General features: G+C 68.2%; 18 protein-coding genes. 11 read left to right on the top strand and 7 right to left on the bottom strand.

What is annotated here, in order from left to right; all coding sequences use genetic code 11:
* The first annotated feature begins 362 nt into the window (after nucleotides 1–362).
* Together JQX13_RS10350 and JQX13_RS10345 are read left to right on the top strand one after the other, a co-directional pair.
* Complete coding sequence (locus JQX13_RS10350; RefSeq protein WP_203408872.1) at nucleotides 363–560, top strand: fascin domain-containing protein; 198 nt, start codon at nucleotides 363–365, stop codon at nucleotides 558–560.
* A 257-nt stretch (nucleotides 561–817) separates the two neighbouring features.
* Nucleotides 818–2,173 (top strand): MEDS domain-containing protein, encoded by a 1,356-nt coding sequence (locus JQX13_RS10345; RefSeq protein WP_239014667.1) that lies wholly within the window; start codon nucleotides 818–820, stop codon nucleotides 2,171–2,173.
* Between the two features lie 42 nt (nucleotides 2,174–2,215).
* On the opposite strand, the gene JQX13_RS10340 is transcribed toward JQX13_RS10345, so the two are convergent.
* On the bottom strand, nucleotides 2,216–2,737 hold the full coding sequence (locus JQX13_RS10340; RefSeq protein ID WP_203408870.1) for a hypothetical protein: 522 nt from the start codon (nucleotides 2,735–2,737) through the stop codon (nucleotides 2,216–2,218).
* Nucleotides 2,738–2,887: 150 nt separating this feature from the next.
* Nucleotides 2,888–3,427 (bottom strand): TetR/AcrR family transcriptional regulator, encoded by a 540-nt coding sequence (locus JQX13_RS10335; protein WP_239014666.1) that lies wholly within the window; start codon nucleotides 3,425–3,427, stop codon nucleotides 2,888–2,890.
* A gap of 94 nt (nucleotides 3,428–3,521) precedes the next feature.
* Here JQX13_RS10335 and JQX13_RS10330 point away from each other — a divergent pair, with 94 nt between their 5' ends.
* Together JQX13_RS10330 and JQX13_RS10325 are read left to right on the top strand one after the other, a co-directional pair.
* Nucleotides 3,522–4,700 carry an MBL fold metallo-hydrolase gene (locus JQX13_RS10330; RefSeq protein ID WP_203408868.1) on the top strand — a complete coding sequence of 393 codons (1,179 nt, stop codon included), beginning with the start codon at nucleotides 3,522–3,524 and terminating at the stop codon, nucleotides 4,698–4,700.
* 1 nt (nucleotide 4,701) lies between these two features.
* A complete protein-coding gene (locus tag JQX13_RS10325) occupies nucleotides 4,702–5,370 on the top strand; it encodes an NAD-dependent epimerase/dehydratase family protein (protein WP_203408867.1) in 669 nt (222 codons plus the stop codon).
* A 66-nt stretch (nucleotides 5,371–5,436) separates the two neighbouring features.
* Here the strand turns inward: JQX13_RS10325 and JQX13_RS10320 are convergent, their stop codons facing one another.
* The gene (locus tag JQX13_RS10320) at nucleotides 5,437–6,075 is read right to left on the bottom strand and encodes a glutathione binding-like protein (RefSeq protein ID WP_203408866.1); all 639 of its coding nucleotides are present in this window, start codon (nucleotides 6,073–6,075) and stop codon (nucleotides 5,437–5,439) included.
* A 104-nt stretch (nucleotides 6,076–6,179) separates the two neighbouring features.
* On the opposite strand from JQX13_RS10320, the gene JQX13_RS10315 reads away from it, so the two are divergent.
* From JQX13_RS10315 to JQX13_RS10305, 3 genes are all read left to right on the top strand, one after another.
* A complete protein-coding gene (locus JQX13_RS10315) occupies nucleotides 6,180–7,112 on the top strand; it encodes a LysR family transcriptional regulator (protein ID WP_203408865.1) in 933 nt (310 codons plus the stop codon).
* Nucleotides 7,113–7,214: 102 nt separating this feature from the next.
* Nucleotides 7,215–7,832 (top strand): TetR/AcrR family transcriptional regulator, encoded by a 618-nt coding sequence (locus tag JQX13_RS10310; RefSeq protein ID WP_203408864.1) that lies wholly within the window; start codon nucleotides 7,215–7,217, stop codon nucleotides 7,830–7,832.
* A gap of 50 nt (nucleotides 7,833–7,882) precedes the next feature.
* Nucleotides 7,883–9,049 (top strand): FAD-dependent oxidoreductase, encoded by a 1,167-nt coding sequence (locus JQX13_RS10305; protein WP_203408863.1) that lies wholly within the window; start codon nucleotides 7,883–7,885, stop codon nucleotides 9,047–9,049.
* A gap of 105 nt (nucleotides 9,050–9,154) precedes the next feature.
* On the opposite strand, the gene JQX13_RS10300 is transcribed toward JQX13_RS10305, so the two are convergent.
* Nucleotides 9,155–10,591 (bottom strand): alpha/beta fold hydrolase, encoded by a 1,437-nt coding sequence (locus JQX13_RS10300; RefSeq protein WP_203408862.1) that lies wholly within the window; start codon nucleotides 10,589–10,591, stop codon nucleotides 9,155–9,157.
* Nucleotides 10,592–10,709: 118 nt separating this feature from the next.
* On the opposite strand from JQX13_RS10300, the gene JQX13_RS10295 reads away from it, so the two are divergent.
* Nucleotides 10,710–11,693 (top strand): AraC family transcriptional regulator, encoded by a 984-nt coding sequence (locus JQX13_RS10295; protein ID WP_203408861.1) that lies wholly within the window; start codon nucleotides 10,710–10,712, stop codon nucleotides 11,691–11,693.
* Here JQX13_RS10295 and JQX13_RS10290 read toward each other — a convergent pair.
* Together JQX13_RS10290 and JQX13_RS10285 are read right to left on the bottom strand one after the other, a co-directional pair.
* Entirely contained in the window at nucleotides 11,615–12,268 is a 654-nt protein-coding gene (locus JQX13_RS10290; protein WP_239014665.1) for a class I SAM-dependent methyltransferase, read from the bottom strand. The two genes, JQX13_RS10295 and JQX13_RS10290, sit on opposite strands and share 79 nt — an antisense overlap.
* A 205-nt stretch (nucleotides 12,269–12,473) precedes the next feature.
* Entirely contained in the window at nucleotides 12,474–15,509 is a 3,036-nt protein-coding gene (locus tag JQX13_RS10285) for a kelch repeat-containing protein (RefSeq protein ID WP_203408859.1), read from the bottom strand.
* 111 nt (nucleotides 15,510–15,620) lie between these two features.
* Between JQX13_RS10285 and JQX13_RS10280 the strand changes: the two genes are divergently transcribed.
* Nucleotides 15,621–16,670 (top strand): hypothetical protein, encoded by a 1,050-nt coding sequence (locus tag JQX13_RS10280; RefSeq protein ID WP_203408858.1) that lies wholly within the window; start codon nucleotides 15,621–15,623, stop codon nucleotides 16,668–16,670.
* Between the two features lie 19 nt (nucleotides 16,671–16,689).
* Here the strand turns inward: JQX13_RS10280 and JQX13_RS10275 are convergent, their stop codons facing one another.
* Nucleotides 16,690–21,957: a trifunctional serine/threonine-protein kinase/ATP-binding protein/sensor histidine kinase gene (locus JQX13_RS10275; RefSeq protein ID WP_203408857.1), complete on the bottom strand. Its 5,268-nt coding sequence runs from the start codon at nucleotides 21,955–21,957 to the stop codon at nucleotides 16,690–16,692.
* Nucleotides 21,958–22,211: 254 nt separating this feature from the next.
* Here JQX13_RS10275 and JQX13_RS10270 point away from each other — a divergent pair, with 254 nt between their 5' ends.
* Nucleotides 22,212–23,018, top strand: coding sequence for a protein phosphatase 2C domain-containing protein (locus JQX13_RS10270; protein ID WP_203408856.1), 807 nt, complete (start codon nucleotides 22,212–22,214; stop codon nucleotides 23,016–23,018).
* A gap of 4 nt (nucleotides 23,019–23,022) precedes the next feature.
* Nucleotides 23,023–24,891 (top strand): hypothetical protein, encoded by a 1,869-nt coding sequence (locus tag JQX13_RS10265; protein ID WP_203408855.1) that lies wholly within the window; start codon nucleotides 23,023–23,025, stop codon nucleotides 24,889–24,891.
* Nucleotides 24,892–24,943: the final 52 nt, after the last annotated feature.

The following is a 24,943-nucleotide window of genomic DNA, read 5'->3' as shown; positions in this document are numbered from 1 at the left end:
GGAGTGTGAGCGATGCGCAAACCCGTTCTGGCTTCACGACAACCAACCGTGGCGGGTCGCGGCCTATTTCAGACCCGTCACCGTTCCCTCTCAAACCATACGGGCTTTCCATGTCAGGGCGTTCCCTTAGTGGAAATCCCCAATCCAATTCGGGCTGCAGTAGTCTTGAAGAATTGGGGAATGACCATAGGGAGTGAGCTGTGGCCCCCGTCTGCATGACCCCTCATCCAGACGCTTCGCGGAAGTGCTCTTGCTTGTACCGTGAGTGGTGCCTCCAATCACTTCCACCTGTTGGTATGGGCTCGGCGTGGATTGGCATGGAGGCTTCTGGGAGAGGCGCTACTCGGCGGAGCCGGTGCTGGATGACGGTTTCTCCGGGACTGGACGGGGTGGTCATTTCACCCCCGTTCCATCCAGCTCCCACCGGGTCCGCGACGATGCTGGCCAGATGCGTGGGCAACGGGCAGTACGTCTGCGCGGAGGATTCTGGGGACAGCCCGCTCATCGTCAACCGCACCGCGGTCGGCCCGTGGGAGACCTTCGCCGTCCAGATTCACTGAGTAGCGCCGTGCGCGCGCCCAGGCGCCAGCCTCGAGCAGGCCGGCTGGTTGACAGTGCCCCAACTCGGGACGAGTCGTCCGGGCTCGGCACCATGGAGCCGCCAGTTGTCGATCGTGGCTGCTCCTCGGTGTCCTGCTCCTCGTCCTCGACGAGCGCTCGCCTGGCGGGCCGATTCCGGAGCCACGGTGGCGAATTTCCGACAAGGGCGTGTACGCCGGTTGTAGTACACCTGACTCCAGCCTAAGAAAGGTCCTCCATGCACGATGCTCCCAGGCCCAGTGGGCTTTCGGTCGTTGGCTCCCTCCCTTGGGGCTCGCATTTCTGCCAGTTCTATGAGGAGCGAGAAGACCTCGTGGACTCGCTGGTGCCCTATTTCAAAGCGGGCCTTGACAACAACGAGAAATGCCTGTGGGTGACCTCTGAGCCCTTCCGCGCCGAAGACGCCCGGACGGCGCTTCGTTCCGTCGTTCCGGATCTCATGGAGCGAGAGCGGCGCAACCAGATCGAGATCATCGACCACCAGGACTGGTATGCGCGGACGGGAAGGTCGGACCCGGACGACACCCTGCGAGGATGGTTGGAGCGTGAAGAGCAGGCCCTGGCGAATGGGTTCGCCGGGCTGCGGCTGACGGGAAATACGTACTGGGTCGAGCGCTCGGATTGGAATGGCTTCGTCGATTACGAGGCTCGGGTCTCGCGGACCTTCAAGTCCCGTCACATCATTGGGATGTGCAGCTACTGCCTGAGTCGCTGCCAGCCTCATGACATCCTCGATGTGGTCGCCAACCACCAGTTCGCCCTCACGCGCAGGGCGGGCAATTGGCAGATGATCGAGAGCTCCGCGCTGAGCATGGCGAAGGATGAACTGCAGCGCCTCAACGCCGAGCTCGAACGCCGGGTTCTCGACCGGACCGCCGCTCTCGCGCTCGCCGTCCGGTCACGAGATGAGTTCCTCTCCGTCGCGTCACATGAATTGAAGACCCCCATCACCTCGCTCCAGCTCTATGTCCAGGGGATGGTTCGCGCCAAGGCGAAGGGAACGCTGACCGCGGAACAGCTCAACGTCCGGCTGCTCCGGATCCAGGAGCAGTGCGGCCGGCTCGAGAAGCTCATCAACAACCTGCTGGACGTCTCTCGTGCGGATGTCAGGACTCCGGTGCTCCAGAGAGAGTCCTTCGACATGTCGGAATTGGTGACGGATACCGTGGAGCGATTCGCGGAGGAGTTCGCGCGGGCCCGGTGCCAGGTCACTGTCGACGCTCGCGAAGCCATCGTGGGCTGCTGGGACAGGATGCGTGTCGAGCAGGCGCTCACCAACCTGCTGCAAAACGCGACCCGTTACGCCCCAGGCGCTCCCGTGCACATCCGGGTGCAAGCGGAAGGCCCCTGGGTGAGGCTCGTCGTTCGAGACGCTGGACCGGGTATCGCCGAGAAGGACCACGAGCGGATCTTCGAGCGTTTCGTCCAGGCGGGGAGCCAGACGTTCTCAGGTGGATTCGGCTTGGGGCTTTGGATTGTGAAACAGATGGTGGATGCTCACCAGGGCACTGTGACGCTCGTCAGCCGGCCTGGGGCGGGCGCGACGTTCACCCTCATGCTGCCGCTCGACTGAGCGACGCTTCGGGCCGTGCACCGGGCTGTCGCGCCCGGCTCCTCAGCGTGCCGCGCGCGCGAGGCTGAGAGGCACGGGCCTCGCCGTGAACGGCAGCTTCACCTCGCAGGTGAGCTGGCACGTGCCGCCGCGGCACTCATCGCGCGCGCTCAGGGTGAGGGTTCCCGTCCAGCGCTCCTCACCGGGCATGAGCTCGATCTCGATTGTCGTGTGATGCGTGATGATGCTCGAGCCCTCCACGCGAGCCTGGAAGCTCTGGAGGGAGTACCGCGCATCGGAGCCGAGCAGTTGCTGGGGGAGGCTCACCCTTCCCGCGTCGCCCAGGGTGAAGGAGGGAGCACCCGATTCGAGCGTGCTCGAGCCTCCCTGCCCGTCGCGCAACACCCAGGTGAAGTCCTGCTCCGGCGCAGGTGCGTGCGAGGCCTTCGTGGGCTCGCGGAAGCACGAGGGAGGAAGCGCCGAAAGGGCTGCTGTATCCAACGCCACGCGCAGCAGGTGTGACGAGCCGTCACCAGGCGCGGTCGCCAGGGTCAACGAGGCCACGGCCGTGAGGAGGAGCATCATTCGCGGACTCCGGGGGAGGGTGGCTTGTGGATGACGGCGGAACGACGCCGGACACCTTCACCTGGGATACAGCTCAAGGCAAATTCGTAGCCCCCTGTAGCTCCGTGTATGGCTCCGGGGCTTGAGGCGCCTGACCGGCGCCAGCGGTCCTCAAGGCACGAAGCGCTCGGCGAGCAGTTGCAGGCGGCGGCGCAGCACACGTGTCGCCGGCAGGTCGCCCTGGAGCCCGTCCACCGCGAGCATGAAGACCTCGGAGAGCTCCTTGCTCTCCAGGAGGGCCTGTGTGAGCTCCAGCTGCCGCCGGGCGTGCTTCGCCTCCACCTGGGGGAAGAGTCGCGAGCAGACCTCGTAGAAATCGGCCGCCATGGGCGCGCCCATCAGCTCGTCCCACGGCTCGAGCAGGAGGATCTCATAGAGGCGCAGGAGCTTGTCCCGCCGGGTGCCGGGCGAGGCCAGCACCTGCTCGGCCCGGGGATAGCGCTCCTCGAAGAGCTCCTCGATGACTGCGGTGAAGATGTCGTCCTTGTTCTTGAACTTCCGGTAGATGAGCGGCCGCGAAATGTTCGCTCGCCTGGCGATGTCGTCGAGCGATGTCTTCGCGTAGCCGAACTGGAGGAAGCACTCCCGCGCGGCCTGGAGGATCTCCGCCCGTCGTTGCGCGTCGCGCTCCTGGCTCTTCTCATCCGGCATGCGAACAAGTTGACAATATTTATGTACTTTGTCAATTTGTATCGAGCGGGCGAGCCCTCCCGGCATGCGTCCCTCCGAGGAGCCGGTGAAGCCCATGAAGATTCGAAGCAGACTGGCGCGCGTGGCGCTCGGGATGGGGGGAGTGCTGGCCGTGGTCCTGGCCGCCATCGCCGCCGACGCGTGGCCCGCCCTGGGTGCTCGTGCCAGCGGTGTGCGGCGCGTGCGGATGGAGCGCTCGCCGCAATGGAAGGACGGGCACTTCGAGAACCCGCAGCCGCTCTGGAATGACTGGTGGGGCTCGCTGTCGGCCATGTTCAAGGCGAGCCCCGACGTGGGCCCCGCCGAGCCGCCTCCCTCCGTGCCCGGCGACCGCCGCCGGTTCGACACACCGCCAGCCACGGGTCTGCGCGTCACGTGGCTCGGGCACTCCACGACGCTGATCGAGATCGACGGCCACCGCGTCCTCACGGATCCCATCTGGAGCGAGCGCGCCTCGCCACTGAGCTGGGTGGGTCCCAAGCGGTGGTATGCCCCGCCCGTCGCGCTCTCGGAGCTGCCGCCCATCGACGCGGTCGTCATCTCGCACGACCACTATGATCACCTGGACCATCCCACCGTCTCGGCCATGAAGGACTGGGACACCACCTTCGTGGTGCCGCTCGGCGTTGGTGCGCATCTGGCCGCGTGGGGTGTGCCCGAGGCGCGCATCGTCGAGCTCGACTGGTGGGAGCACACGCGGGTCCGCGGGCTCGACATCACCGCCACTCCGGCGCGGCATGCCTCGGGGCGGACCGGGCTCGACAAGGACGCGACGCTGTGGGCCGGCTTCGCGCTCCACGGCCCCGCGCACCGCGCGTTCTACTCGGGTGACACCGGGCTGTTCCCGGCCATGAAGGACATTGGCGCGCGCCTGGGGCCTTTCGACGTGACGATGATCGAGGTGGGCCAGTACCACAGCGCCTGGCCCGACTGGCACATCGGACCCGAGCAGGCGGTGCTCGCCCACCGGATGCTCCAGGGCCGCGTTCTCCTGCCGGTGCACTGGGGGCTGTTCACGCTCGCCGCCCATGGCTGGACCGAGCCCATCGAGCGCGTGCTCGCGGCGGCCGAGGAGGGGAACGACATGGTCGTCGTGCCCAGGCCCGGCCAGAGCATCGAGCCGGGCGCTCCGGCGCCGCTCGAGCGCTGGTGGCCGAACCTGCCCTGGGACACCGCGGCGCAGCACCCCATCGTCTCCACCCAGCTCGGCGACATCCACCCGGGAGGCCGATGACATGAAGGTTCTGCTCTTTGGCGCGACGGGGATGGTCGGACAGGGCGTGCTGCGCGAGTGCCTGCTCGACCCCGAGGTGGAGCGGGTGCTCGTGGTGGGCCGCGGCGAGACGGGGCAGCGGCACGAGAAGCTCACCGAGCTCCTGCACCGCGACTTCACCGACTTCTCCACCGTGGAGGCGGAGCTCTCGGGCCATGACGCGTGCTTCTTCTGCCTGGGTGTGTCCTCAGCGGGCATGAAGGAGCAGGACTACCGGCGCGTGACGTACGACTACACGCTCGCGGCGGCGCGCACGTTGGTGCGGCTGAACCCGGGCATGACGTTCATCTACGTGTCGGGTGTCGGCACCGACAGCACCGGGAAGGGCCGCGTCATGTGGGCGCGCGTCAAGGGCGAGACCGAGAACGCGCTGTTCCAGCTGCCGTTCAAGGCCGCGTACATGTTCCGCCCGGGGTTCATCCAGCCGATGCACGGCGAGACGTCGAAGACGCGGCTGTACCGGGTCCTCTATTGGGTGATGGGGCCGCTCTCTCCGGTCTTGAAGACGCTCTTTCCCGGGGTCATCACGACGACCGAGCGCGTTGGTCGCGCGATGCTCCGGGTCGCGAAACAGGGCGCGCCCCAGCGCCTGCTCGAGAACCAGGACATCAACGCACTCGCCGCCACCTGAGCGATCCCCTCTATCGCTTCACCCGCCTGGGTCCTGGCCCTGCTCGCGAGGTCCGGCTGCGTGGGCTCAAGCGCTGGCCTTGTGCCGCGCCTGCTCCTCCGCGTAGAGCACCCGCTCCTCCGCGAACGCCTTCGCCACGCTCGGCCTGTCCCGCAGGCGCGCGACGTATGCGCTGATCGCCGGCCACTTCTTCAGGTCCACCGGCGTCACCACGGACCAGTTCAGGACCGTGAACAGGTACGCGTCCGCGACGCTGAAGCGGTCGAGCAGGAACTCGCGGCCGGTCAGGTGCTTCTCCAGATGGGAGAGGCGGGACGTCTCCTTCTCCAGCGCGTAGGCCTTCGCCCCCTCGGGGGCCTTCGCGTCGAGGAGTGGTACGAAGAGCGCCTTGTGCAGCTCGGTCCCGATGAAGCACAACCACTCGTGCAACCGGGCACGCTCCATGCGGTCCGTCGGCGCGAGCTTCGCCTTGGGGAAGAAGTCGGCCACATACTGAAGGATCGCCGCGTTCTCCGTGAGGATGTCGCCGTCGTCGGTGCGGAGGGTTGGGACGAGGCCAAGCGGATGGATCTCCCGGAAGTCCGTTCCGTCGCGCGTGAGCTTGGTCTTCGGGTCAACCTCGATGAACGTGGCGTCCGCGCCTGCCTCGTAGAACGCGATTCGGGCCGCCATCGAACAAGCCAGGGGCGAATAATAGAGTTGCATGGTATTTCCTCCAGGGAGCGGTCTCGTTCCGTTCGTCGGAACGAGCGTTACTCTGCGCATCTCGGGGCAATGCGTCCAACGCATCCTTGGCATAGACTCAATGCATGGACGACATTGCTCCCCTTCCGAGTCCCCGTCTCGACGTGCGCGACCTTCGCGTCGTGCTCGCCCTGGCCTCCGCCGGCACCACGGCGCAGGCGGCGTCCGTGCTGCATCTCACGCAGCCAGCGGTGAGTCGCGCGCTCCTCGCGGCGGAGGACAAGCTCGGCACGCGCCTCTTCGACCGTACGCCTCGCGGGCTCGTCCCCACCGCGGCGGGGCAGCGCCTCGTCACCGGCGCGACGCGCCTTCTGGTGGAGTTGGGCGACCTCGAGCATCTCGTGCGAGCCCCGGTGACTCCGCCCATGCGCATCCGCCTCGTCTGCGAGTGCTACACCGTGTACCACTGGCTTCCGTCCACGCTCATGAGGTTGCGCAAGAGCCTGCCGGAGCTCGAGGTCGCGCTGGCGCTGGAGCACACGTATTCTCCCGTCGCGGCGCTCGAGGCCGGGGAGATCGACGTCGCGCTCGTCACGACGTCGGTGGTCCCTCGCGACAGGCTCGAGGAGCGTCAGATCTTCTCCGATGAGGTCGTGTTCATCATGTCGGCGTCGCATCCGCTCGCGGCGCGCAAGACGCTCACGCCCGCGGACCTCCGCGAGAACAAGCTCCTGATCGCGCAGGGCGCGCCAGCGGAGTCGCACTGGTTCATGGCGAGCGTGTTTGGCCGGGCGAGGCCGCGGCTTCACATCGAGCGGCTGCCGCTCACGGAGGCAATTCTCGACGTGGCGCGTGCGGGCATGGGCATCGCGGTGCTCTCCGAGTGGATCTCCAGCCCGCACCTCGGCAAGGGGGACCTGGTCGCGAAGCGTCTCGCGTCGGGACCGCTCCGCCGACCCTGGCGCCTCGCGTGGCGGCGGGAGGTCGATGACGCCGCGCTCCGCCTCCTGTCCGCGCTCGAGGCCACTGCGCCCCGAGGAGGGCTTCTGGCTGGCTGAGGAGCGGAAATCCGGCCCATGGCGACCAGGGGGGAAGGGGACGGAAGGTGTTGAAGGCGAGAATGCGTTGCGGTTTAGACCAGTGGTCTATACCATTGGTCCATGCCACTCGAACGGTTCTACAAACTTCCCGAGGCCCGGCGCGCCGAGCTGCTGCGCATCGCGCTCCATGAGTTCACGGAGAAGGGAATCGAGGGGGCTTCGCTCAATGCGATCCTCGCGAAGGCGGGCCTGAGCAAGGGGGCCTACTACTATTACTTCGTGGACAAGGAGGACCTCTTCACGGCCGTCGCGGAGGACCTGTACGACCGCCTGGAGGCGCAGCTTCCGCCGCTCCTGCCCCGGCAGCCGGTGAGCGCCGAGGAATTCTGGCCGAGCCTGGAGCAGACCTTCTCTGCCTGGCTGGTGGCGGCTTCCAAATTCCCCGAGATGCTCGGTGCGTTCCGTCAGCTCAGCCAGCAATTGCGCGCGAGCCCGCGGTTGGCCCCGATGCTGCGCCGTCGGCAGGAGGAGCAATTCCGCTCGGTCATCCAGTTGGGCCGCAAGCTCGGTTGCGTGCGCACGGATCTCCCGGTCGAGCTCCTGGTCTCGCTGATGGTGGTGAGCGACTCCGTGCTCGACGAGGCGCTCGTCGCCAGCCGCAAGACGTTGAGCGAGGCCGTCGTGCGCAAGCACGCGCGGGTGGTGTTCGACACCTACCAGCGCCTGCTGCGCCCCTGAGTTCACTGTGTGCGCCGAAACCGCGCATTCGAACCGAAGGAGGAATGAACATGAAGGTACTCATCTCGGGAGGTGGAATCGGCGGCTTCGCCCTCGCGCGGCTTCTCCGCGACGCGGGCCATGACTGCCTGGTGATCGAGCGGGCGCGCGAATTCCGGCCGCTGGGCCACTTCGTTGCTCTGAAGGCCGAGGGCGTGGCCATGCTCGACCGGCTTGGGGTGCGCGAGGATTGCGAGGCCCGCGCGCTTCCGCTCTCGGGCCGGGTGCGGTTTCTCACGCGGGGTGGGCAACTCCTCCGCTCCGAGCGCCTGGCCGCCTTGAACGCGGGATTGGGGGGGTTCCTCCCGATTCGGCGGGCCGATCTCCACGACGTGCTCCACCGGCGCGTGCGCGACGACGTCGACGTGCGCTTTGGGACCGAGGTCACCGATTTCCGCGAGGAGGCCGGGCGCGTGACCGTGGTGCTCTCCGATGGCCGCGAGGAGTGGGGAGACGTGCTGATTGGCGCCGATGGAGTCCACTCGAAGGTGCGCAAGCGGCTCTTCGGCGAGAGCGGAGAGCTCCTGCTCGGAGGCAGCTACGTCGCCATCGACATCGATGTGGCGCATGGGCTCGAGCTCGGGGAGATCTCGGCGTATCTCGGCTGCGGCAAGATGGTGGGGATGATCCCGAGCGCACCGGGGCGCCTCTCGGTGATCGTGTACCACGGCGGGGAGAGTCTCCGGCCGAAGCTCCGGGGGGCCGCCGCCACGCGAGCGTTCTTCGCTCGTGAGTACAACGCATTCGCACCGGTGGTGCGCACCGCCTTCGCGGGGATCGACGACCAGAGCTTCGTGTTCGTCGATGACATCAAGATGATCCGCCTCGACTCCATCGTGCGCGGGAGGGTCGGCCTGCTGGGTGATGCCGCCGCGTGCCCCACGTTCCTGTCGGGGATGGGAAGTGCCTTCGCGCTCCAGAGCGCCGTCGTGTTGGCCGAGGCGCTGAGCACCACCTCCGAGGCCCAGGCCGCGCTCGCTGCCTACTCGGCCCGCGTGCAACCCATCGCCGAACGGCTCCAGCGCAATGCCCGGTGGATGGGGTCGATGATCCTCGGACGGAACCGGGCGGTGGTGGCGGTTCGCGATTCCTTCCTCGCGCTCACGCCTCGTGGCTGGATGATGGAGGGGATGCGGGGCTTCTACAGAGCGCGCAGTGAGGGCGCTCGGGCCGCGTGACGTGGCTTCCCGGCCCGAGCGGGAGTGCGCATTTCGTGGCCAATGGGACACCGCGGGCCGCGGGAAGTGTCACCCGGCACTTCGACACGCGCCCTGGGTTCTCCGTTATCGAGAGTCACCAGCGGCGTCGGGCGCGGTCGCCCGTCCCGGGTCCGACGACAGGAACGCACGGATCTCCGGGAGCATCTGTTCCGCGGTGTCCTCGAAGAAGAAGTGGTTCGCGTCGGGCAGCTCGATCGTCTTGTGGTTCGGGAAGGTCCGTTCGAACCGTTCGAGATCGGCCCGGGGAAACCCAAGGTCCTGGAGCGCCCAGAAGATGAGCGCCTTCTTGTCCGCCAGGCGAGACAGGCCGGCCTCGACCTCCGCGAAGTACTCGCTCGCGGCGGTGATCTGCCCCGGATAGAACGCCGCGATGCCACGGCGCTCCAGGGGACGGAAGGGTCGCAGGTAGACATCGAGGACGTCGGAGGGGAGCTCGCGCACGACGCCGTTCTTGATTCCGAACGAGGCGAAGCCGTTGAAGTTCACCTGCGCGAACTCGCCGAGGGGTCCGCCGGCGATGACCGAGAACCTGCCGCGCGGAGAGCTGGTGTCTGTCGGCCATGCCCACGTGCTCCCGAGAACGACGCGGCGCACGAGCTCGGGACGGCGTCCGGCGAGTCCGAGGCCGATGGGTCCGCCCCAGTCCTGCATGACCAACGTCACGTCGCGAAGCCCAAGGCGCTCGACGAACTCCTCGACGACGAGGCTCTGCTCGCGAGGCGTGAATCCAAACCCGGCGGGAGCCTCGGACAAGCCAAAGCCAGGGTAGTCGAGCGCGATGCAGCGGTACGAGCCTCGAAGGCCTCGAATGAGGTCGCGCCACTGGAACGACCACGCCGGGTTGCCGTGCAGGAAGAGGAGCGTCTCGCCCTCGCCTTCGTCCACGTAGTGGATACGGGCTCCGCTGGGGAGCCCGATGAACTTGTGGTCGACGTCGAACATCTCGCGCGGAATTCCGAACGCAAGCCCCCGAGCGTCGCGCGGGGCGACGGTTTCGCTCGAGAGCGCGCCGAAGACACCGATGACCTCGAGCATGCCGAAGGCCACGAGCGCGATGGTGCCTCCTCGCGAGCGTCGCGGGCGATCGGCGAAGCGCGGGATGAGCAGGGCCAACGCGACACCGACGCCGAGCACGGCGGGGAAGGCCGCGGCGGCGAGGCCGGGTGTTCCTACGGCTGCCATCCCGAGGAGGACGGCTAGCGCGAGCCCAACGAGCGCTGCCGCCAGGAGCGCGCGAGGGTGCGCGGATCGCTTGGTGAGAGCGCGGTACAGGAATGCCGACGCGACCGCGACGAGAATGCAGGCGGGCGTGACGACCGCGTAGCGAAGCGCCGGGAAGAACGCGATGCCACGAACGTGCGGCGTCACGTGGACGGCGAGCGTGGCCAGCACGACGACGGGGACGGACGCAGCCCACCCGGGCCAGAGCACGCGGACGAGTGCCGCGCGGGACCAGGAAGTCGCCTTCGTGGTGGTGGGAGTGATGGAAACGGCGGTCATGGATGGCTCCTGGGCGAACGGCTTCCTTCCTTGGAGCCCATGTCTAGAGCTGTGATGTCGGACGTTCCATGTGCAATCCTCTGATTTTCTGGTCCGATCGTCTGATGGGGAGGCACGAATGGACGTCCTGGCGGATTCGCTGCGCAGCCTTCAATTGAAGACCGAGGTCTATGGTCGACTGGAGCTGAGCGCGCCGTGGGGGCTCGCACTCGACCTCGGACATCCGGGGTTCTTCCACGCGATTTCTCGCGGAGGCTGTTGGCTGGAGCTCGAACGCAAGCGCATCCCGCTCGCCGCGGGCGACTGGGTCTTCATTCTGGGTGGCACGCCCCATGTCTTGAGGGACTCACCCAGGACGCGCGCGTATCCCCTACCTGAAATCTACGCGGCACACGGCGGCCGATGCGGAGGCATCCTGCGCTACGGCGGGGATGGGACGCCGACGACGCTCATCTCCTTCAGCTTCGGGTTCAAGGGGACGTGGCTCAACCCCGTGCTCGCGGGCCTGCCTCGGGTGCTGCACGTCAAAGGAGACGGGGTCGTCTCCTCGCGTTGGGTGGAGTCCACCGTCCAGCTCGTCGCCGCGGAGATGGAGGCGGGACGGCCCGGGCACGAAATCGTTGCCACCCGGCTGGCCGACGTCCTGTTCATCCACGCGCTGCGCACCTACGTCGAGACGTTGCCCCCCGAGAGGGGCGGATGGCTTCGAGCGTTGGAGCACCCTCAACTGGGGCCGGTCCTTCAGCAGTTGCACGAACGGCCCCAGCATCCGTGGACGGTGGAAGCGATGGCGAGAATCGCCCGCATGTCGCGCTCGATGTTCGCCGCACGCTTCCAACGCGTCATTGGCGAGAGCCCCTTGTCGTATCTCACGCGCTGGAGGATGCACACGGCCATGCAATTGATGGCGGAGAGCGAGGACTCATTGACTGCCATCGCCGAGGCCGTGGGTTACGAGACCGACAGCGCCTTTGGAAAGGTCTTCAAGCGACACGTCGGCCAGACGCCCGGCGCGTACCGTCGTCAGCTCCGCCAGAGCAGGGAGAGCAGGCGGGGCACGGCCGTGCGCGGTTCACCGTCATCCCGGCAATCCCTTGCTTGAACCAACACGAAGCCCGCATCCGCGGCTGCGTTCAGGTACTCCGAGACGTCGTGCAGGTAACTGCGGATGCTCTGGTGGGCGCCGGTGTTCGGATTCACGAAATACGCCTGCCTGCCCTGGAGCTGCCGGTAGGGGTGTAGCTCGCAGATGAAGAGCCTGCCACCTGGCCTGAGGACGCGTTTCGCCTCGGAGAAGACGAAGGACAGGTCCTCGATGTGCTCGAGTACCAGATTGCAGGTGACGGTGTCGCGAGAGGCCTCCCCAACGGGCCAAGGTTTGCGCAGGTCATGCAGGAAGAACTGGACGTGTTGAACCCCGGTGCGTTCGCGCGCGCGGTTCAACATCTTCTCCGAGGCGTCGAGCGCGACCAGGTTGCGGACCCTGGGGGCGAGCCATTCAGTGTTCTTCCCGGTGCCACACCCAATCTCCAGGACGTCACCTCGGAAGAGAGAGGGGTCCTGGCTCTGGAGGATGGTGGCATCGAGGTCGCGCGTGGCGTTGGTCTGGGTGTCGTACACCTCGGACCAGGCGTCGTACGCGGTCGCCACTTCGTCGGGGGTGGGCTTCGTCGTCATCTTCATCTCCTCCTGGGGAGGTGACGAAGGCTCGCCACCTCCCCGCGTCTCGGGCCTCTCGGCCCACGGGTTCAGGTGACGTAGCTTTGTTCGCCTCCTCGAGGAGGAGGCCCGCAGCAGCGTCACTGCTGCGGCCCAGCGGTCATTTGGCTACCACGGCCCGTGGAGGGGGTCAAAGCGCCCCGGTCACCGGTGGCAGCCCAAATCACCGGCTTCGACGTGCGCCTTCTCGATGGAGCCAGAAGGCCACCAGCACCCAGGCCCAGAGCAGCGGGAAGGCGGGAGAGGTGGTGCAGCTCCAGCCGTAGTAGCTGCCGGGAGTGGCGAGGGTGAAGGAGGAGGTGGTGGGCTCGCTGGTGTTGCCCGCGAGGTCCGTCGCGGTGACGGAGACGACATGGCGTCCGAGCGCCAGGGGTTGGGGGGGCGTGAACTTCCACGCGCCCACGCCATTGGCCTTCAGCGTCACTGCCTCACCCCCATCCAGTCTCAGCCGCACCGTGATGTCCGGCTCGGTCCTGCCCATGATGTCTGGCGTCCGGGTGGAATAGAAGGAGCTGCCCTCGAAGGGGGCCGTCACCCTCGGCGCATTGGGGGACAGCGTGTCCACGGTGAAGCCGAGCTCCTCGGTCGCCGGGCTCTCGTTTCCGGCCTCGTCGAGGGCGGTGATCGAGACCGTGTAGAGCCCCTCGGCCAGCGCCGTGTCCGGGGTGTGGCTCCAGGCGCCTCGCGCGTCGGCCGTGAGCGTCCACGTCTGCCCTCCGGACAGCGCCAGCCGCACCGTGCTGCCCGGATCGGCGGTGCCGGAGAGGGTGGGCCGGGAGGTGTTGAGCCAGGCCCCGTTGGCCGGAGTCTCCACCTGGGGCGGAGCCGGAGCGGTGCCGTCCACCCGGAGGAACTGCCCGCCGGTGATGCCGTTCGTCATCACGGACAGCAGGTAATGGCCATCCTTCACCGCGGGCAGTGAGACGGTGACGGCCGTGTCCGAGAAGTCGCTCCCCGGAAGGCGGAGGAGCGAGTTTCCCTCCGGGGTCAGCAGACCGACCAGGGGGAAGTTGGTCGTGGAGCCCTGGGTGATGCCGCCGCTGGCCTCGGACAGGCCCCGGAAGCCGCGCCCGGTGAGCCGGAACGCCGCTCCTGGCCTCGCGACCAGCGCGTCCACGGCCGGGCGCCAGGTCTCGAGAACCCGCGGGTCCGTGTACAGCGCCGCGTGGGAGGCATTCAGGGTGTCCGTGCCGCCGACCACCAGCACCTGGCCCGTGGGGAGCAGGGTCGCCGTGTGGCCGGAGCGGGCGTCGGGCAGGGTGGCCGCCGCGCTCCAGGTGCCCGTGGCCGGGTCGTACTCCTCCGAGCTGAAGCCGCCAGTCACGCCGCCCGAGGCCAGCACCTTGCCCGAGGGCAGCAGCGTCGCCGTGTGGCCGGAGCGGGCGTGGGCCAGTGCACCCGTCTCGTGCCAGATGCCCGTGTCCGGGTCGTACACCTCGGAGCTGGTCAGCGCGCCGCCATCCTCTCCGGCGCCCCCGGTGAGCAGCACCTGGCTCGAGGGCAACAGCGTCGCCGTGTGGTGGGCACGGGCCTGGCTCATCACCCTCGTCGTGCTCCAGGTGCGCCCGGCCGGGTCGTAGAGCTCCGCGGTGACCGTTCCTCCTCCGGCGACCAGCACCTTGCCCGAGGGCAGCAGCGTCGCCGTGTGGTGGGTGTGAGCCGTGGCCAGCCGGCCCGTCTCGCTCCAGGTGCCCGTGCCAGGGTCGTATTCCTCCGCATCCGTTCCGCTGACCACCAGGACCCTGCCCGAGGGCAACAGCGTCGCCGTGTGGCCGGAGCGGTTCGTCTTCATCGCGCCCGTCTCGAGCCAGGTGCCCGTGTCCGGGTCGTACACCTCCGCGCTGGCCGCCCCCCCTCCGACGGCCAGCACCTGGCCCGAGGGCAGCAGCGTCGCCGTATGGCCGGAGCGGGTGTGGGCCAGCGCCCCCGTCTCGCGCCAGGTGTTCGTGGCCGGGTCGTACACCTCCGAGCGGACCGACCCCTCGCCCGCGGCCACCAGCACCTGACCGGAGGGCAGCAGGGTCGCCGTGTGGCCACGATGGAACAGGGCCGGCACGGCGACTGGGCTCCAGGTGCTCGTGGTGGGAGGCTCATACACCTCCGCCTGCTGGCCGTGGACGAACAGCACCTTGCCCGAGGGCAGCAGGGTCGCCGTTTGCAAGACGTGGCCCGACGTGATGAGCGGAGCCGTCACGCTCCAGGTGCCCGTGACGGGGTCGTACACCTCCACGCTGGTGAGGACGCCATCGGAGTCACCCCCGGCCACCAGCACCCGGCCCGAGGGCAGCAGGGTCGCCGTGTGGTCGGCGCGGGCCGTGGTGAGGGCGCCCGTCGCGCTCCAGGTGCCCGTGGCCGGGTCGTACACCTCGGCGCTGGTCAGTGCGCCGTCATCCTCTCCGGAGCCCCCGGTGACCAGCACCTTGCCCGAGGGAAGCAGCGTCGCCGTGTGGTTTCGGCGGGCCTGGTTCATGGGCGCCGTCGTGCGCCAGGTGCCCTTGGCCGGGTCGTACACCTCCGCGCTGGCCAGCGTGTGGTCCTGCCCGTGACCTCCGGTGATGAGCACTTCGCCCGAGGGCAGTAGCGTCGCCGCGTGCTCGAGGCGGTCCGTGGCCATCGCACGTGTCGTGCGCCAGGTGTTGGTGGCCGGGTCGTATTCCTCCGCTTCATCCCGGCTCACCACCAGCACCCTGCCCGAGGGCAGCAGCGTCGCCGTGTGGAGGTAGCGGCTGTTGCTCAGCGGCCCCGTCATGCTCCAGATGCGCGTGGCCGGGTCGTACACCTCCGCGGTGGTGCCGTTGGGTTCCAGGAAGTCACCGACCACCAGCACCTTGCCCGAGGGCAGCAGCGTCGCCGTGGCGGTGTAGCGGGCCTCGAGCATCGGGCCCATCGTGCTCCAGGTGCCCGTGGCCGGGTCGAACTCCTCGGCGTTCGTTCCAGGCCCCCCGGCCACCAGCACCTTGCCCGAGGGCAGCAGCGTCGCCGTGTGCATCTCGTGGTAGCCGCGCAGCGTCGACACCGGCCCGGCCGCCAGCGCGGCCTGGCGCCGCCCCTGTGTCACGGCGGCACGGCCGTCCTCGTGAAGCGCCCGCGCTTCCCTTCCTCCGGACCCGCCGCAGCTCAGCCACACGCACACCAGGGGCAGCAGTCTCCAGGCACCCGCAGGTGAGGGTGCTCCACTTCCCAGCCATGAAATCGTCATGCTCGCTCCCATACCGGGCACAACCAGAGCTCGCGGCTCCCGCCTGGCACGGCCGCACCCATGTTGCCGTACTTCGTCACCGAGAGCACCTCCCTCTAGACTCGGCGCGACATGAGCAAGAGAACGATACGCCCCCTCGCTGCACCCGCCTGGGCCCTGGCCCTGCTCGCGATGTCCGGCTGTGTGGGCTCGAGCAGTGGCACGAGCGGCGCGGAGGCCCCGGCCGAGGTAGCGGATGAACGGCTGTTTTCCTCCGCGTCACCCTGGAACACGCCGGCCACGGGGAGCCCCGACCCGACGTCCGCCCTGAGGATCTCCAGTGATTCGGTTGGAAGCCTGAAGCATGCGTTCAAGGTCGCGGGCAAGGGCTTCGACATCGCGGGAACGACGGCCTACCCGGACTACGGCGTCCCCCTGTACACCGCCGATGCCTCGACTCGAAGAGTCCGGGTCGGGGATACGTATGGCTGGTGGGGTGGTTTCTCGTCGGTGCCCCTTCCCGAGCAGGCCACGCCCGCCGTGGGCTCCGACCATCACCTCGCCGTGTGGGATGTGCCCCAGCACACGCTGTATGAGTTCTGGGAGCTGCGAAAGAACGAGGCGGGAGAATGGATGGCCGGGGCGGGTGCGCGCTTCGATACGCACGGCATGGGCTATCAGACCGAGGCGGGTGCGCTGAGCGCCCGGGCCTATGGCGGCTCCTTGATCGCGGGCAGCATCCTCCACAAGGAAATGAAGGCGGGCGTGATTCCCCATGCGCTCGCGATGGCCTACCCCTGGACGGGCGGCCACCATTACGCCAGGGGGCTGGGGACGGATGGCGTGACCGTCAATATCGCGTCGCACAGCGACAACGTGGACGACCCGGAGCGAAATGGACCGGCCTGCATTCCGGAGGGGGCACGCCTGCGGCTGAAGTCCTCGGTCGACGTGAACCGCGCGTGTGGAGCGAACACGGCGTGTCGAATCATCGGCACGGCGCTGAAGACGTATGGCGCCTACGTCGTCGACCGCGCGGGGGTCGCGACGTTCTATGCCGAAGTGCTGACGGGCAAGGACGAGTCCTGGACGGGGTTGCTCACGGCGACGGACGCGAGGGCCTTCACGGCGGATGACTTCGAGCTGCTGTCGCTGCCAGCAACGCTGACCCCATCACGGTGAGCGGCAGGGGCCTGGGCCTCTAGGAGAGAGGTAGCTCCAGCGTGGTCACGGCGCCCTTTCCGGGTCCCTCGCTCTCGATGCTCAGACGGCCATTGAGGAGCTGTGCCGCCAGGGCGCTGGAGTGCAGGCCGAAGCCGTGGCCGTCCTTGCGGGTGGTGAAGCCGTGGGCGAACAGTTTCCCCTTCACCTCGGGCGCGATTCCCATCCCATCATCCACCACCTGGATGCGTGCCACCGGCCCTTCCGCTCTCAGCTTCACCCACAGGTTGCGCTGCCCCTCGGGCTTCGAGTCCAGCGCGTGTTTGGCATTGCTCAGCAGGTTGATGAGGATCTGCAGCACCTTGTGCTTGTCCACCTTCACCTTGGGGACGGGAACGCGTTCGATGCGGACGGACACTCCGTGGCGCTGCAGGGCGGGCATCTGGATGCGCAGGGCGTCGTCGATGAGGTGGCCCAGGTCGCACTCCTCCGTCATGAGCGTGGTCCTGGCATACGTCTGCTGAACCTGGACGATGGTGCGGATGTGATCGATGTGACGGCCCATGGCATCGACGTCATCCATGAGGCGGGTCTGCTCGTGCATCAACTCGTCAGCGAGCGCGGAGAGGTAGTCCGGCAGGTGGCTGCCGCGAGATCCCTCGGCGAGGAAGTCGGCCAGTCCGGCCCGGTTCTCCAGCAGCAGGTTCGAGGCCTGCTTCAGGCGGCCCACGCGCGAGGAGCCCACGGCTTTACGAATCATCTCGAGGTTGACGACGGCGCTGGTGAGCACGTTGCCCACGTTGTGCAGCACGTTGGAGGCCACCTCCGCCATGCCCACCTCGCGAGCGGTATCCACCAGGCGGGCCTGGGCCTGCTTGAGCTCACGCGTACGCTCCTCCACCCGCTGCTCCAGCTCCTCATTGGCCTGGCGGAGCTCCGCCCTGGCGCGCTGGACGTCCTCATAGAGCCGGGCGTTCTCGATGGAGATGGCCGCCTGGGAGGCGATGTGACCCAGGAGCGCCAGGCGCGCGGGGCTGAAGGCGTTGGTGGCCAGGTTGTTCTCCAGGTAGAGCGCGCCGGAGAACCGCTCCTGCCTCATCAGGGGCAGGCACAACACCGAGCGCGCTCCACTGTGTGCCAGGTACGCGTCGGACGAGAAGGGATGGGGCTTGGAGGCATCGCCGATGAGCACGTGCTCCTGTGCGCGCCGGACATAGGCGAGGAGCGTCCACGGGAGCTCGGGGGCCGCTCCCTCCGACGACGTATCGGAGCTGGCGGCCACCGACAGGGTGTCGCCGTCGGGCAGTAGCAGGGCGCCTCGCTGGGCGCCCGCGTTCTCGATGGCCGCGTGCAGCAGCGTGGTGACCAGTCGCTCCAGGACGATTTCACTGGAGACGGCCTGCTGGGCCTTGACGACCGTGAGCGCGTCGATGCGGGTCGAGTCCGTACTGCTGGTGGTCAGCTCGTCCTCCGCGGACGCCACGGAAGAGAGGTGGGGCCACTGGGACTCCAGGTGCTGGACCTTGCCCAGGGCGCCCCACTGCCGGTACGCCGCCCGGGCTTCACGTGCGAAGGCGTGAGCGACGATGGGCGCCTTCCGCGTGCGCCAGAAGTTCGCGGCGAGCTCGCTGGCCAGTGCCACGTACTGGGTGGCACCATTCTCTCTCGCCGAGTTGATGGCTTCCTCGTAAGCGCACGTGGCCTCCTCGGACCGTCCCGCGAGGCGGGCCAGCTCCGCGGACACCAGTCGCTCGAGCGCGTGGAAGTTCTCGGGGCAATTCTCCGCCCACTCCGCGAGCTGCCGCTGGTGCGACTGGATGGCCTCGAGGAACCGCCGCTGCTCCTCGGGCGTGGCCCCCTCGAAGCACGCCGCCAGGGCGAGGGCGCGGTAGAAATGGAAGACGCACTGGGGGAGTGTGCCCTGCATGACCCACAGGAACTCGGCCGTCTTGTCCGCTGCCTCCCGGGCCTCCGCGTAGGCACCGCACATGAATCGCGACTGGAGTCTGGCGAGCCAATAGTTGCTCTTCAGGGTCGCCTGGCGTTGGGGGAGCTGGGCCTCGAAGGCCTGCTCATCGAAGCCGTCCCCGTTCAGCGTGCCGAACGAGTGGGTGTGCCCGCGCATGTTCTGCACGTAGCGCTGATCCAACAGGACATAGTCCTGGGGCTCCCTGATGCCCGTCTTGCTCAAGAACCCGCCGCGCACGAGCGTCTCCCGGTAGACCTCATCCAGGTGATGCCCCATGAAGAGACGGTTGTAGACGATGTACCAGTTGCTGTAGGCGGCACCCAGGATGTCCCCCACCTGAAGCGCGTGGTGGAGTCCCTTGGTGACGAACTCCTGCGCCTGGGGCAGGGGCCGGGTCCAATAGCTGCAGAACTGCATGCAGTAGAGAACCCTCCCGCGGTGGGCGGTCAGGTTGTACTGCTCGACGAACCCGAGGGCGAGCCTGGAGAAGGCAAGGCCTTCCCGGTACCGCTTGAAGTACGAGCTGGAGATGAAGCCAAACCAGCCACATCCGGGCGTGGCGGCATCCACGAAACCGTGGCGGATGGTGAGGGAGACAATCCTGCTCACGATGATGATGAACAGGTGGTGATTGGTGGCGTACGCGGTCGGGTAGAACTCCAGGAGGGTGCTGACGGCCAGCTTCACGTCCGGGTCGGTCATGGGTGGCAGGTCGATGAGGCTCTCGATGGGGCGCTCCCCCAGCAAGGTCCACACCTCCTCATGAGCGGCCACCGCCTCCTCCCAGGAGGGGGTTGTCGAGAGCGGCATGCCCAGCACGGCCAGGCATTCCCGCATGCAGGCCAGACCCCGCTGGCTCTCGCTCATGGCGAAGTGGACGTCCATCCTCAGGATGTGGACGGCCACGGAGTCCGCGCGGGTACGAGCCCGGGGGAGGAGCGTGTCGACCTGCCGGCGCGCCTCGGCGATGTTGCCGTGCATGAATTCACAGCGCGCCTGGGTGAATTTCAGTTTGAAGGCCAGCTCGGGGTCCGTCTCCCAGGGGTCTCCTGGAATGAGCGAGAAGGCCGTCGAGAAGTAGGTGATGGCGGGGCGGAGCGCCATCGCGGCCCTGGCCTTGTCACCCGCCTCGGTGTTCAACCGCATGAGGTGGTGGCGCTCCGCGGGGTCCTCCATCAGCTCCACCCCGGCGTTGAGCTGGCTCACCACGTCGAAGAGCGATTCGCGCAGTTGTTCCTGGGAGAGGCCCTCGAGCATCAACCGGCCGATGCGCAGGTGGGCGGCCTTGCGCTGGGACTCGGAGAGGAGGGAATGGGCAGCCTGTTGGATGCGGTCATGGAGGAAGCGGTACAGGGTCGGGCTGGCGCGCACCAGCATGCCTTCCTGGAGCGCGGGCTCGATGCCTTGCTCCACCTCTCCTTCCTCGGACAGACCGGCGAGGGTGCCCAACATCTGGAGGGGGAAGACATTGCCCACACACGCCGCCAGCTGCAGCAGATGCTGCGTGCCCGGGGGGAGCTGACGCAGCTTGCCCACCATGAAGTCGACGATGTTTTCCGAATAGTCCCGGGCCCGCACTCCCTCGGCGTCCCACCGCCAGCCTCCTCCGGGCACACGCACCAGCAGGCCGTCCTGGTGGAGCGCCACCAGCAGCTGCAACAGGAAGAAGGGGTTGCCGCCCGTCTTCTCGTGCACCATCGCCGAGAGGGGGGCGACCACTTCCCTGTCCGCTCCTGGCAGCGTGTCGGCGACCAGCTGCTCCACCTGGGCCACGTTCAGCGGCTCCAGGCGGATGTCCGTCATTCGTGCCCCCGTCTTGCGCGCCTCGTCCAACACGGAGAGGAGCGAGTGGGAGGGGCCCACCTCGTTGTCCCGGTAGGCGCCAATCCACAACACCGGGAGGGCTTCCGGCTGCGACAGCATATGAGAGAGCAGCTGCAGACTGGCGAGGTCCGCCCACTGCAGGTCATCCAGGAACACCACCAGGGGGTGCCGCGGGGTGGCGAACACCGAGAGGAACTGGCGGACCACCCGATAGAAGCGGTGCTGCACCTCGCCAGGGGGCACCTCCTGGAGCGCGGGCTGAGGGCCCACCAGCACCTCCAGCTGGGGCACGAGATCCACGAGCAGCTGGCCCTGGCCTTCCCAGGCCTGGTTCACCTGCTGGCGCCACCGGGCGAGCTCCTCATCGCTCCCCGCGAGCAACTGCTGCACGAGGCCCCGGAGTGTCTGGGCCAGGGTGGTGTAGGGGATGTCCCGCTGGAACTGGTCGAACTTGCCACTCAGGAAGAAGCCGCGGCGCTGGACCACGGGCTTGTGCAACTCGTTCACCACGGAGGACTTGCCGATGCCCGAGTACCCGCTGACGAGGACCAGCTCCGGCCTGCCCGTGCTCGCCACCCGCTCGAAGCCCTCGAGCAGGGTGGACACCTGCTCCTCTCGTCCGTAGAGCCGTTGCGGCAGTTGGAAGTGGTTGGGCGTGTCCTGTGTGCCCAACGTGAATTCCTCCCGCACGCCCTGGCTCAGCGCCTGGCGGCAGCGCTCCAGGTCGGCCTGGAGTCCCTCGGCGCTCTGGTAGCGTTCCTCGGCCACCTTCGCCAGGAGCTTGAGGACGAGGGCGGACAAGACCGGGGGCACCTGCGGGTTCAACTCGTGCGGCGGCCTGGGCTTCTGCGCCATGTGGGCGTGGAACCACTCGAGCGCGTCCTTCCCCTGGAAGGGGCGACGCCCTGTGAGCAGCTCGTAGAAGGTGATCCCCAGGGAGTAGAAGTCGGTGCGGTAGTCCACCGCCCGGTTCATCCGCCCCGTCTGCTCTGGCGACATGTAGGCCAGCGTGCCTTCGATGAGGTGTGTCGGCGCCGCGTCCAGGTGCTCCACCTTCTGCAGGGTGGCCACCCCGAAGTCGATGAGCCGTGCGTCGCCCGAGGGCTCCAGGATGATGTTGGAGGGCTTGATGTCCTTGTGGATGACGTTGCGCCCGTGGACCTCACCCAGGGTGGAAGCCAGGGAGAGGGCCAGCTGCAGGAACCGGGAGAGCTCCAGGGGGTGGCCCGTGGACTCGGACAGGGAGTGGCCCTGCACCCGCTCCAGCAGCAACAGGGGCCGCTCGCCGAGCCGTTCGTAGGCATAGGGCCTGACCACGCCCCGCACGTCCCGAAGCCGCTGCAGGATCGAGAACTCGCGCCGGTAGCGCTCGCTCTCCGGGCGACCGGGCGAGGCCAGCATGGGGGTCTTGATGATGACGGGCAGGCCATCGGCCTCACGCACCGCCTGAAACAAAGCGTTCGAGCCCGTGGCTCGGATGGTTCCCAGAACCCGGTACCCCGGAATATCCAACATGGATGAGCACACCTGTTGGCGAGAACCGGTCCCCATGACGTCGTCGCGCCGACACGACGAATTGTACGCTTTCGGACGCGAACGGGGCACCCGCCTTGATTGTTCGCCTGGAGGGCTTCGTCGAGCGGATGGGAAGGACCTGGTACCCCCAACCAGCGGGTAGTGGCCACGCCCGGCTTGACTTGGTGTTTCGTGGACACTAACTATGTGTTGGAAAAACACGAAGTCCGTCAGGTCCCCAGGAGAGGAGAGCCATGTCCTCGCTGCCCTTCGAGCTTGCCGCCGCCACCGTCATGGGCCGGGAGCACGCCCGAGCCGGACGCAACAACCAGGATGCCCTCTGGGCGCGGGCCAGCGAGCACGGGCTCGCCGCCGTCGTCGCGGACGGGTGCGGCAGTGGCGCCCAGAGTGAGCTGGGGGCGCAGCTCGGCGCCCGCAGGGTAGTGGAGGGAGCGCTCTCGCTGCTGGGCCAGCAGGTGCCCGTCGACTCGCCCGGGTTCCTCCAGCGCCTGGGCGCGGACGTGCTCTGTTTCCTCCAGGCCCTCTCTGGGGAGCTCGGGCAGCGGTCCATCGGCGAGGCGCTGCTCTTCACCCTCGTGGGCGCCGTCGTCACCCCGGAGCACACGCTCGTCTTCTCCGCGGGTGACGGGCTCTGGGCCCTCAATGGCGAGGTCCACCGGCTCGGGCCCTTTCCCGGCAACGCGCCGCCCTACCTCGCCTATGGGTTGCTGAAGCCGGGCGCCGTCTCCCTGCGGGCCCAGGCACTCCAGCGCACCGGGGAGGTGGACTCGCTGCTGCTCGGCACGGATGGTGTCTGTGACCTGGAGGGGCTCGCCGAGGCGCGGGTTCCCGAGCGCGACGAGCCCGTGGGCCCGCTCTCGCAGTTCTGGAGCGACGACCGGTTCTTCTCCAACCCGGACGCACTGCGCCGCCGTCTCGCGCTCCTCAACCGCGAGTCCGTCCGCGCCGACTTCCCGGCCCAGCGACTCGTGCGCGTGCCCGGGTTGCTCTCCGATGACACCACCCTCGTCGTCCTGCGCCGCCGGCAGGGAAGGGCCTGACTCCATGGACGTCTACCTCGAAGGCAAGAAGCTCCGGTTGGATCCCACGAAGGCGCTCGGCAAGGGCGGCGAGGCCGACGTGTTCGACCTCGGAGACGGGCGCGTCCTCAAGCTCTTCAAGCCCCCCGAGCACCCCGATTACGGCAACCTTCCCGACGAGCAGGCCGCCGCCCGCGCCCGCATCGCCGAGCACCAGCACAAGCTCCCCGCCTTCCCCAGGCCGCTGCCCCCACGCGTCATCTCTCCGCGGACGCTCGCCACCGACAAGAAGGGGAAGACGGTGCTCGGCTACGCCATGCGCAAGCTCGAGGGCGCCGAGCCCCTGCGCCGCTTCGGTGAGCCGTCCTTCCGCCGCGCCGGCGTATCGTCCTCCCGCGTCGCGGAGATCTTCCGCGGTCTGCACCGCTCGCTCTCCGCGCTCCATGGTTGCGGCGTGGTGGTGGGGGACTTCAATGATCTCAACATCCTCGTCACCGGCAACGACGCCTGGCTCATCGACGCGGACAGCTTCCAGTTCGGCCCCTACCTCGCCACCGTCTTCACCGAGAAGTTCCTCGATCCGCTGCGCCTGGGGGGCTCGACCCAGGGACTGATGCCCTCGCGCCCGGCGTCCAGGGAGAGTGATTGGTATGCCTTCGCCGTCGCGCTGATGCAGAGCCTCCTGTGCGTGGGGCCTCATGGCGGCATCCACCGCCCCACGCCTCCCGCGCCCAAGGCCACGCCCACCGCTCGCGTCCTCCAGCGCATCACCGTCTTCCACCCGGAGGTGCAGTACCCCAGGCCCGCCACGCCCTTCGGCGTCCTCCCGGATGACCTGCTGCACTGCCTGCACCGGGTGTTCGTCGAGGACGCACGAGGGCCCTTTCCCCTGCCGCTGCTGGACTCGCTGCGCTTCACCGTCTGCGCTTCGTGCGGGGTGGAGCACGCGAGGGCCTCGTGCCCCACATGCCGCCCGAGCGCGACGGCGGCCACCACGCCCGTCACCACCGTGCGCGGCCAGGTGGTGGCCACCCGTCTCTTCACCACCAAGGGCGTCATCCTCCACGCCTGTGTCGAGGACGGCGCCTTGCGCTGGCTCTTCCACGCGGACGGGGCGTACCGGCGCGAAACGGGCTCGGACGTGCTCCAGGGCGGATTGGACCCCTCGCTGCAATGGGCCCTCCACGGCGCCGTCACGCTGGTGGGGAAGGGCGGGGAGCTCGCGGTGCTCGCTCCGGGCCAGCGCCCCGAGCGTCTTGGCGTGGATGCGCCCGAGCAGCGTCCGGCCTTCGCGGCGAACGCGCGCCACCGCTACTGGGCTCATGCCGGTGCCTTGTGGCGGGACGGGACGTTCGGTCCCGAGCGCATGGGCGAGGTGCTCGCCGGGCAGACGCGCCTCTTCGTGGGGCCGCGCTTCGGGCTCGGCTTCCACCGTGCGGGCTCGCTGCGTGGCGCCTTCGTCTTCGACGCCGAGCGCCCGGGCCTCAAGGATGGGCTCGCCCTGCCGTGGCCCTCGGGCAGGCTGGTGGACGCCGAGGCCGTCTTCGATGGCGCCCTCTGCTGGCTCTTCCTCGCCGAGGAGACCGGAGGTCGCACCGTGCACCACTGCGTGGTGGTGGCCGCGGATGGCTCGGTGAAGGCCAGTGCGAAGGGGGAGGCGGGGGATGGCTCGTGGCTCGGCTCTCCGCGAGGCAGGTGCGCCGCGGGAGAGGCCCTCTTCGCCCCCACCGACGCGGGGCTCGTCCGCGTGGAACTACGTCAGGGCCGGCTCGAGGTCGTTCGCGAGTTCCCCGACACCGAGCCCTTCGTCGATGCCGACAGCCGCCTCTTCCTCACGAAGCACGGGCTCACCGTCGTGCGCCGTCAGGACATCACCGCCCTGCGCATGACCTGACACTCCGCCGTACCCGGGGGCGGCCCCGAATCGGGCCACCTTGCCTTGACTA

The organism is Archangium violaceum, assembly GCF_016859125.1.
Taxonomy (GTDB): Bacteria; Myxococcota; Myxococcia; order Myxococcales; family Myxococcaceae; genus Archangium; species Archangium violaceum_A.
Note: the sequence above shows the minus strand (reverse complement) of the source record. Positions and strands in the feature narration are given on the sequence as shown.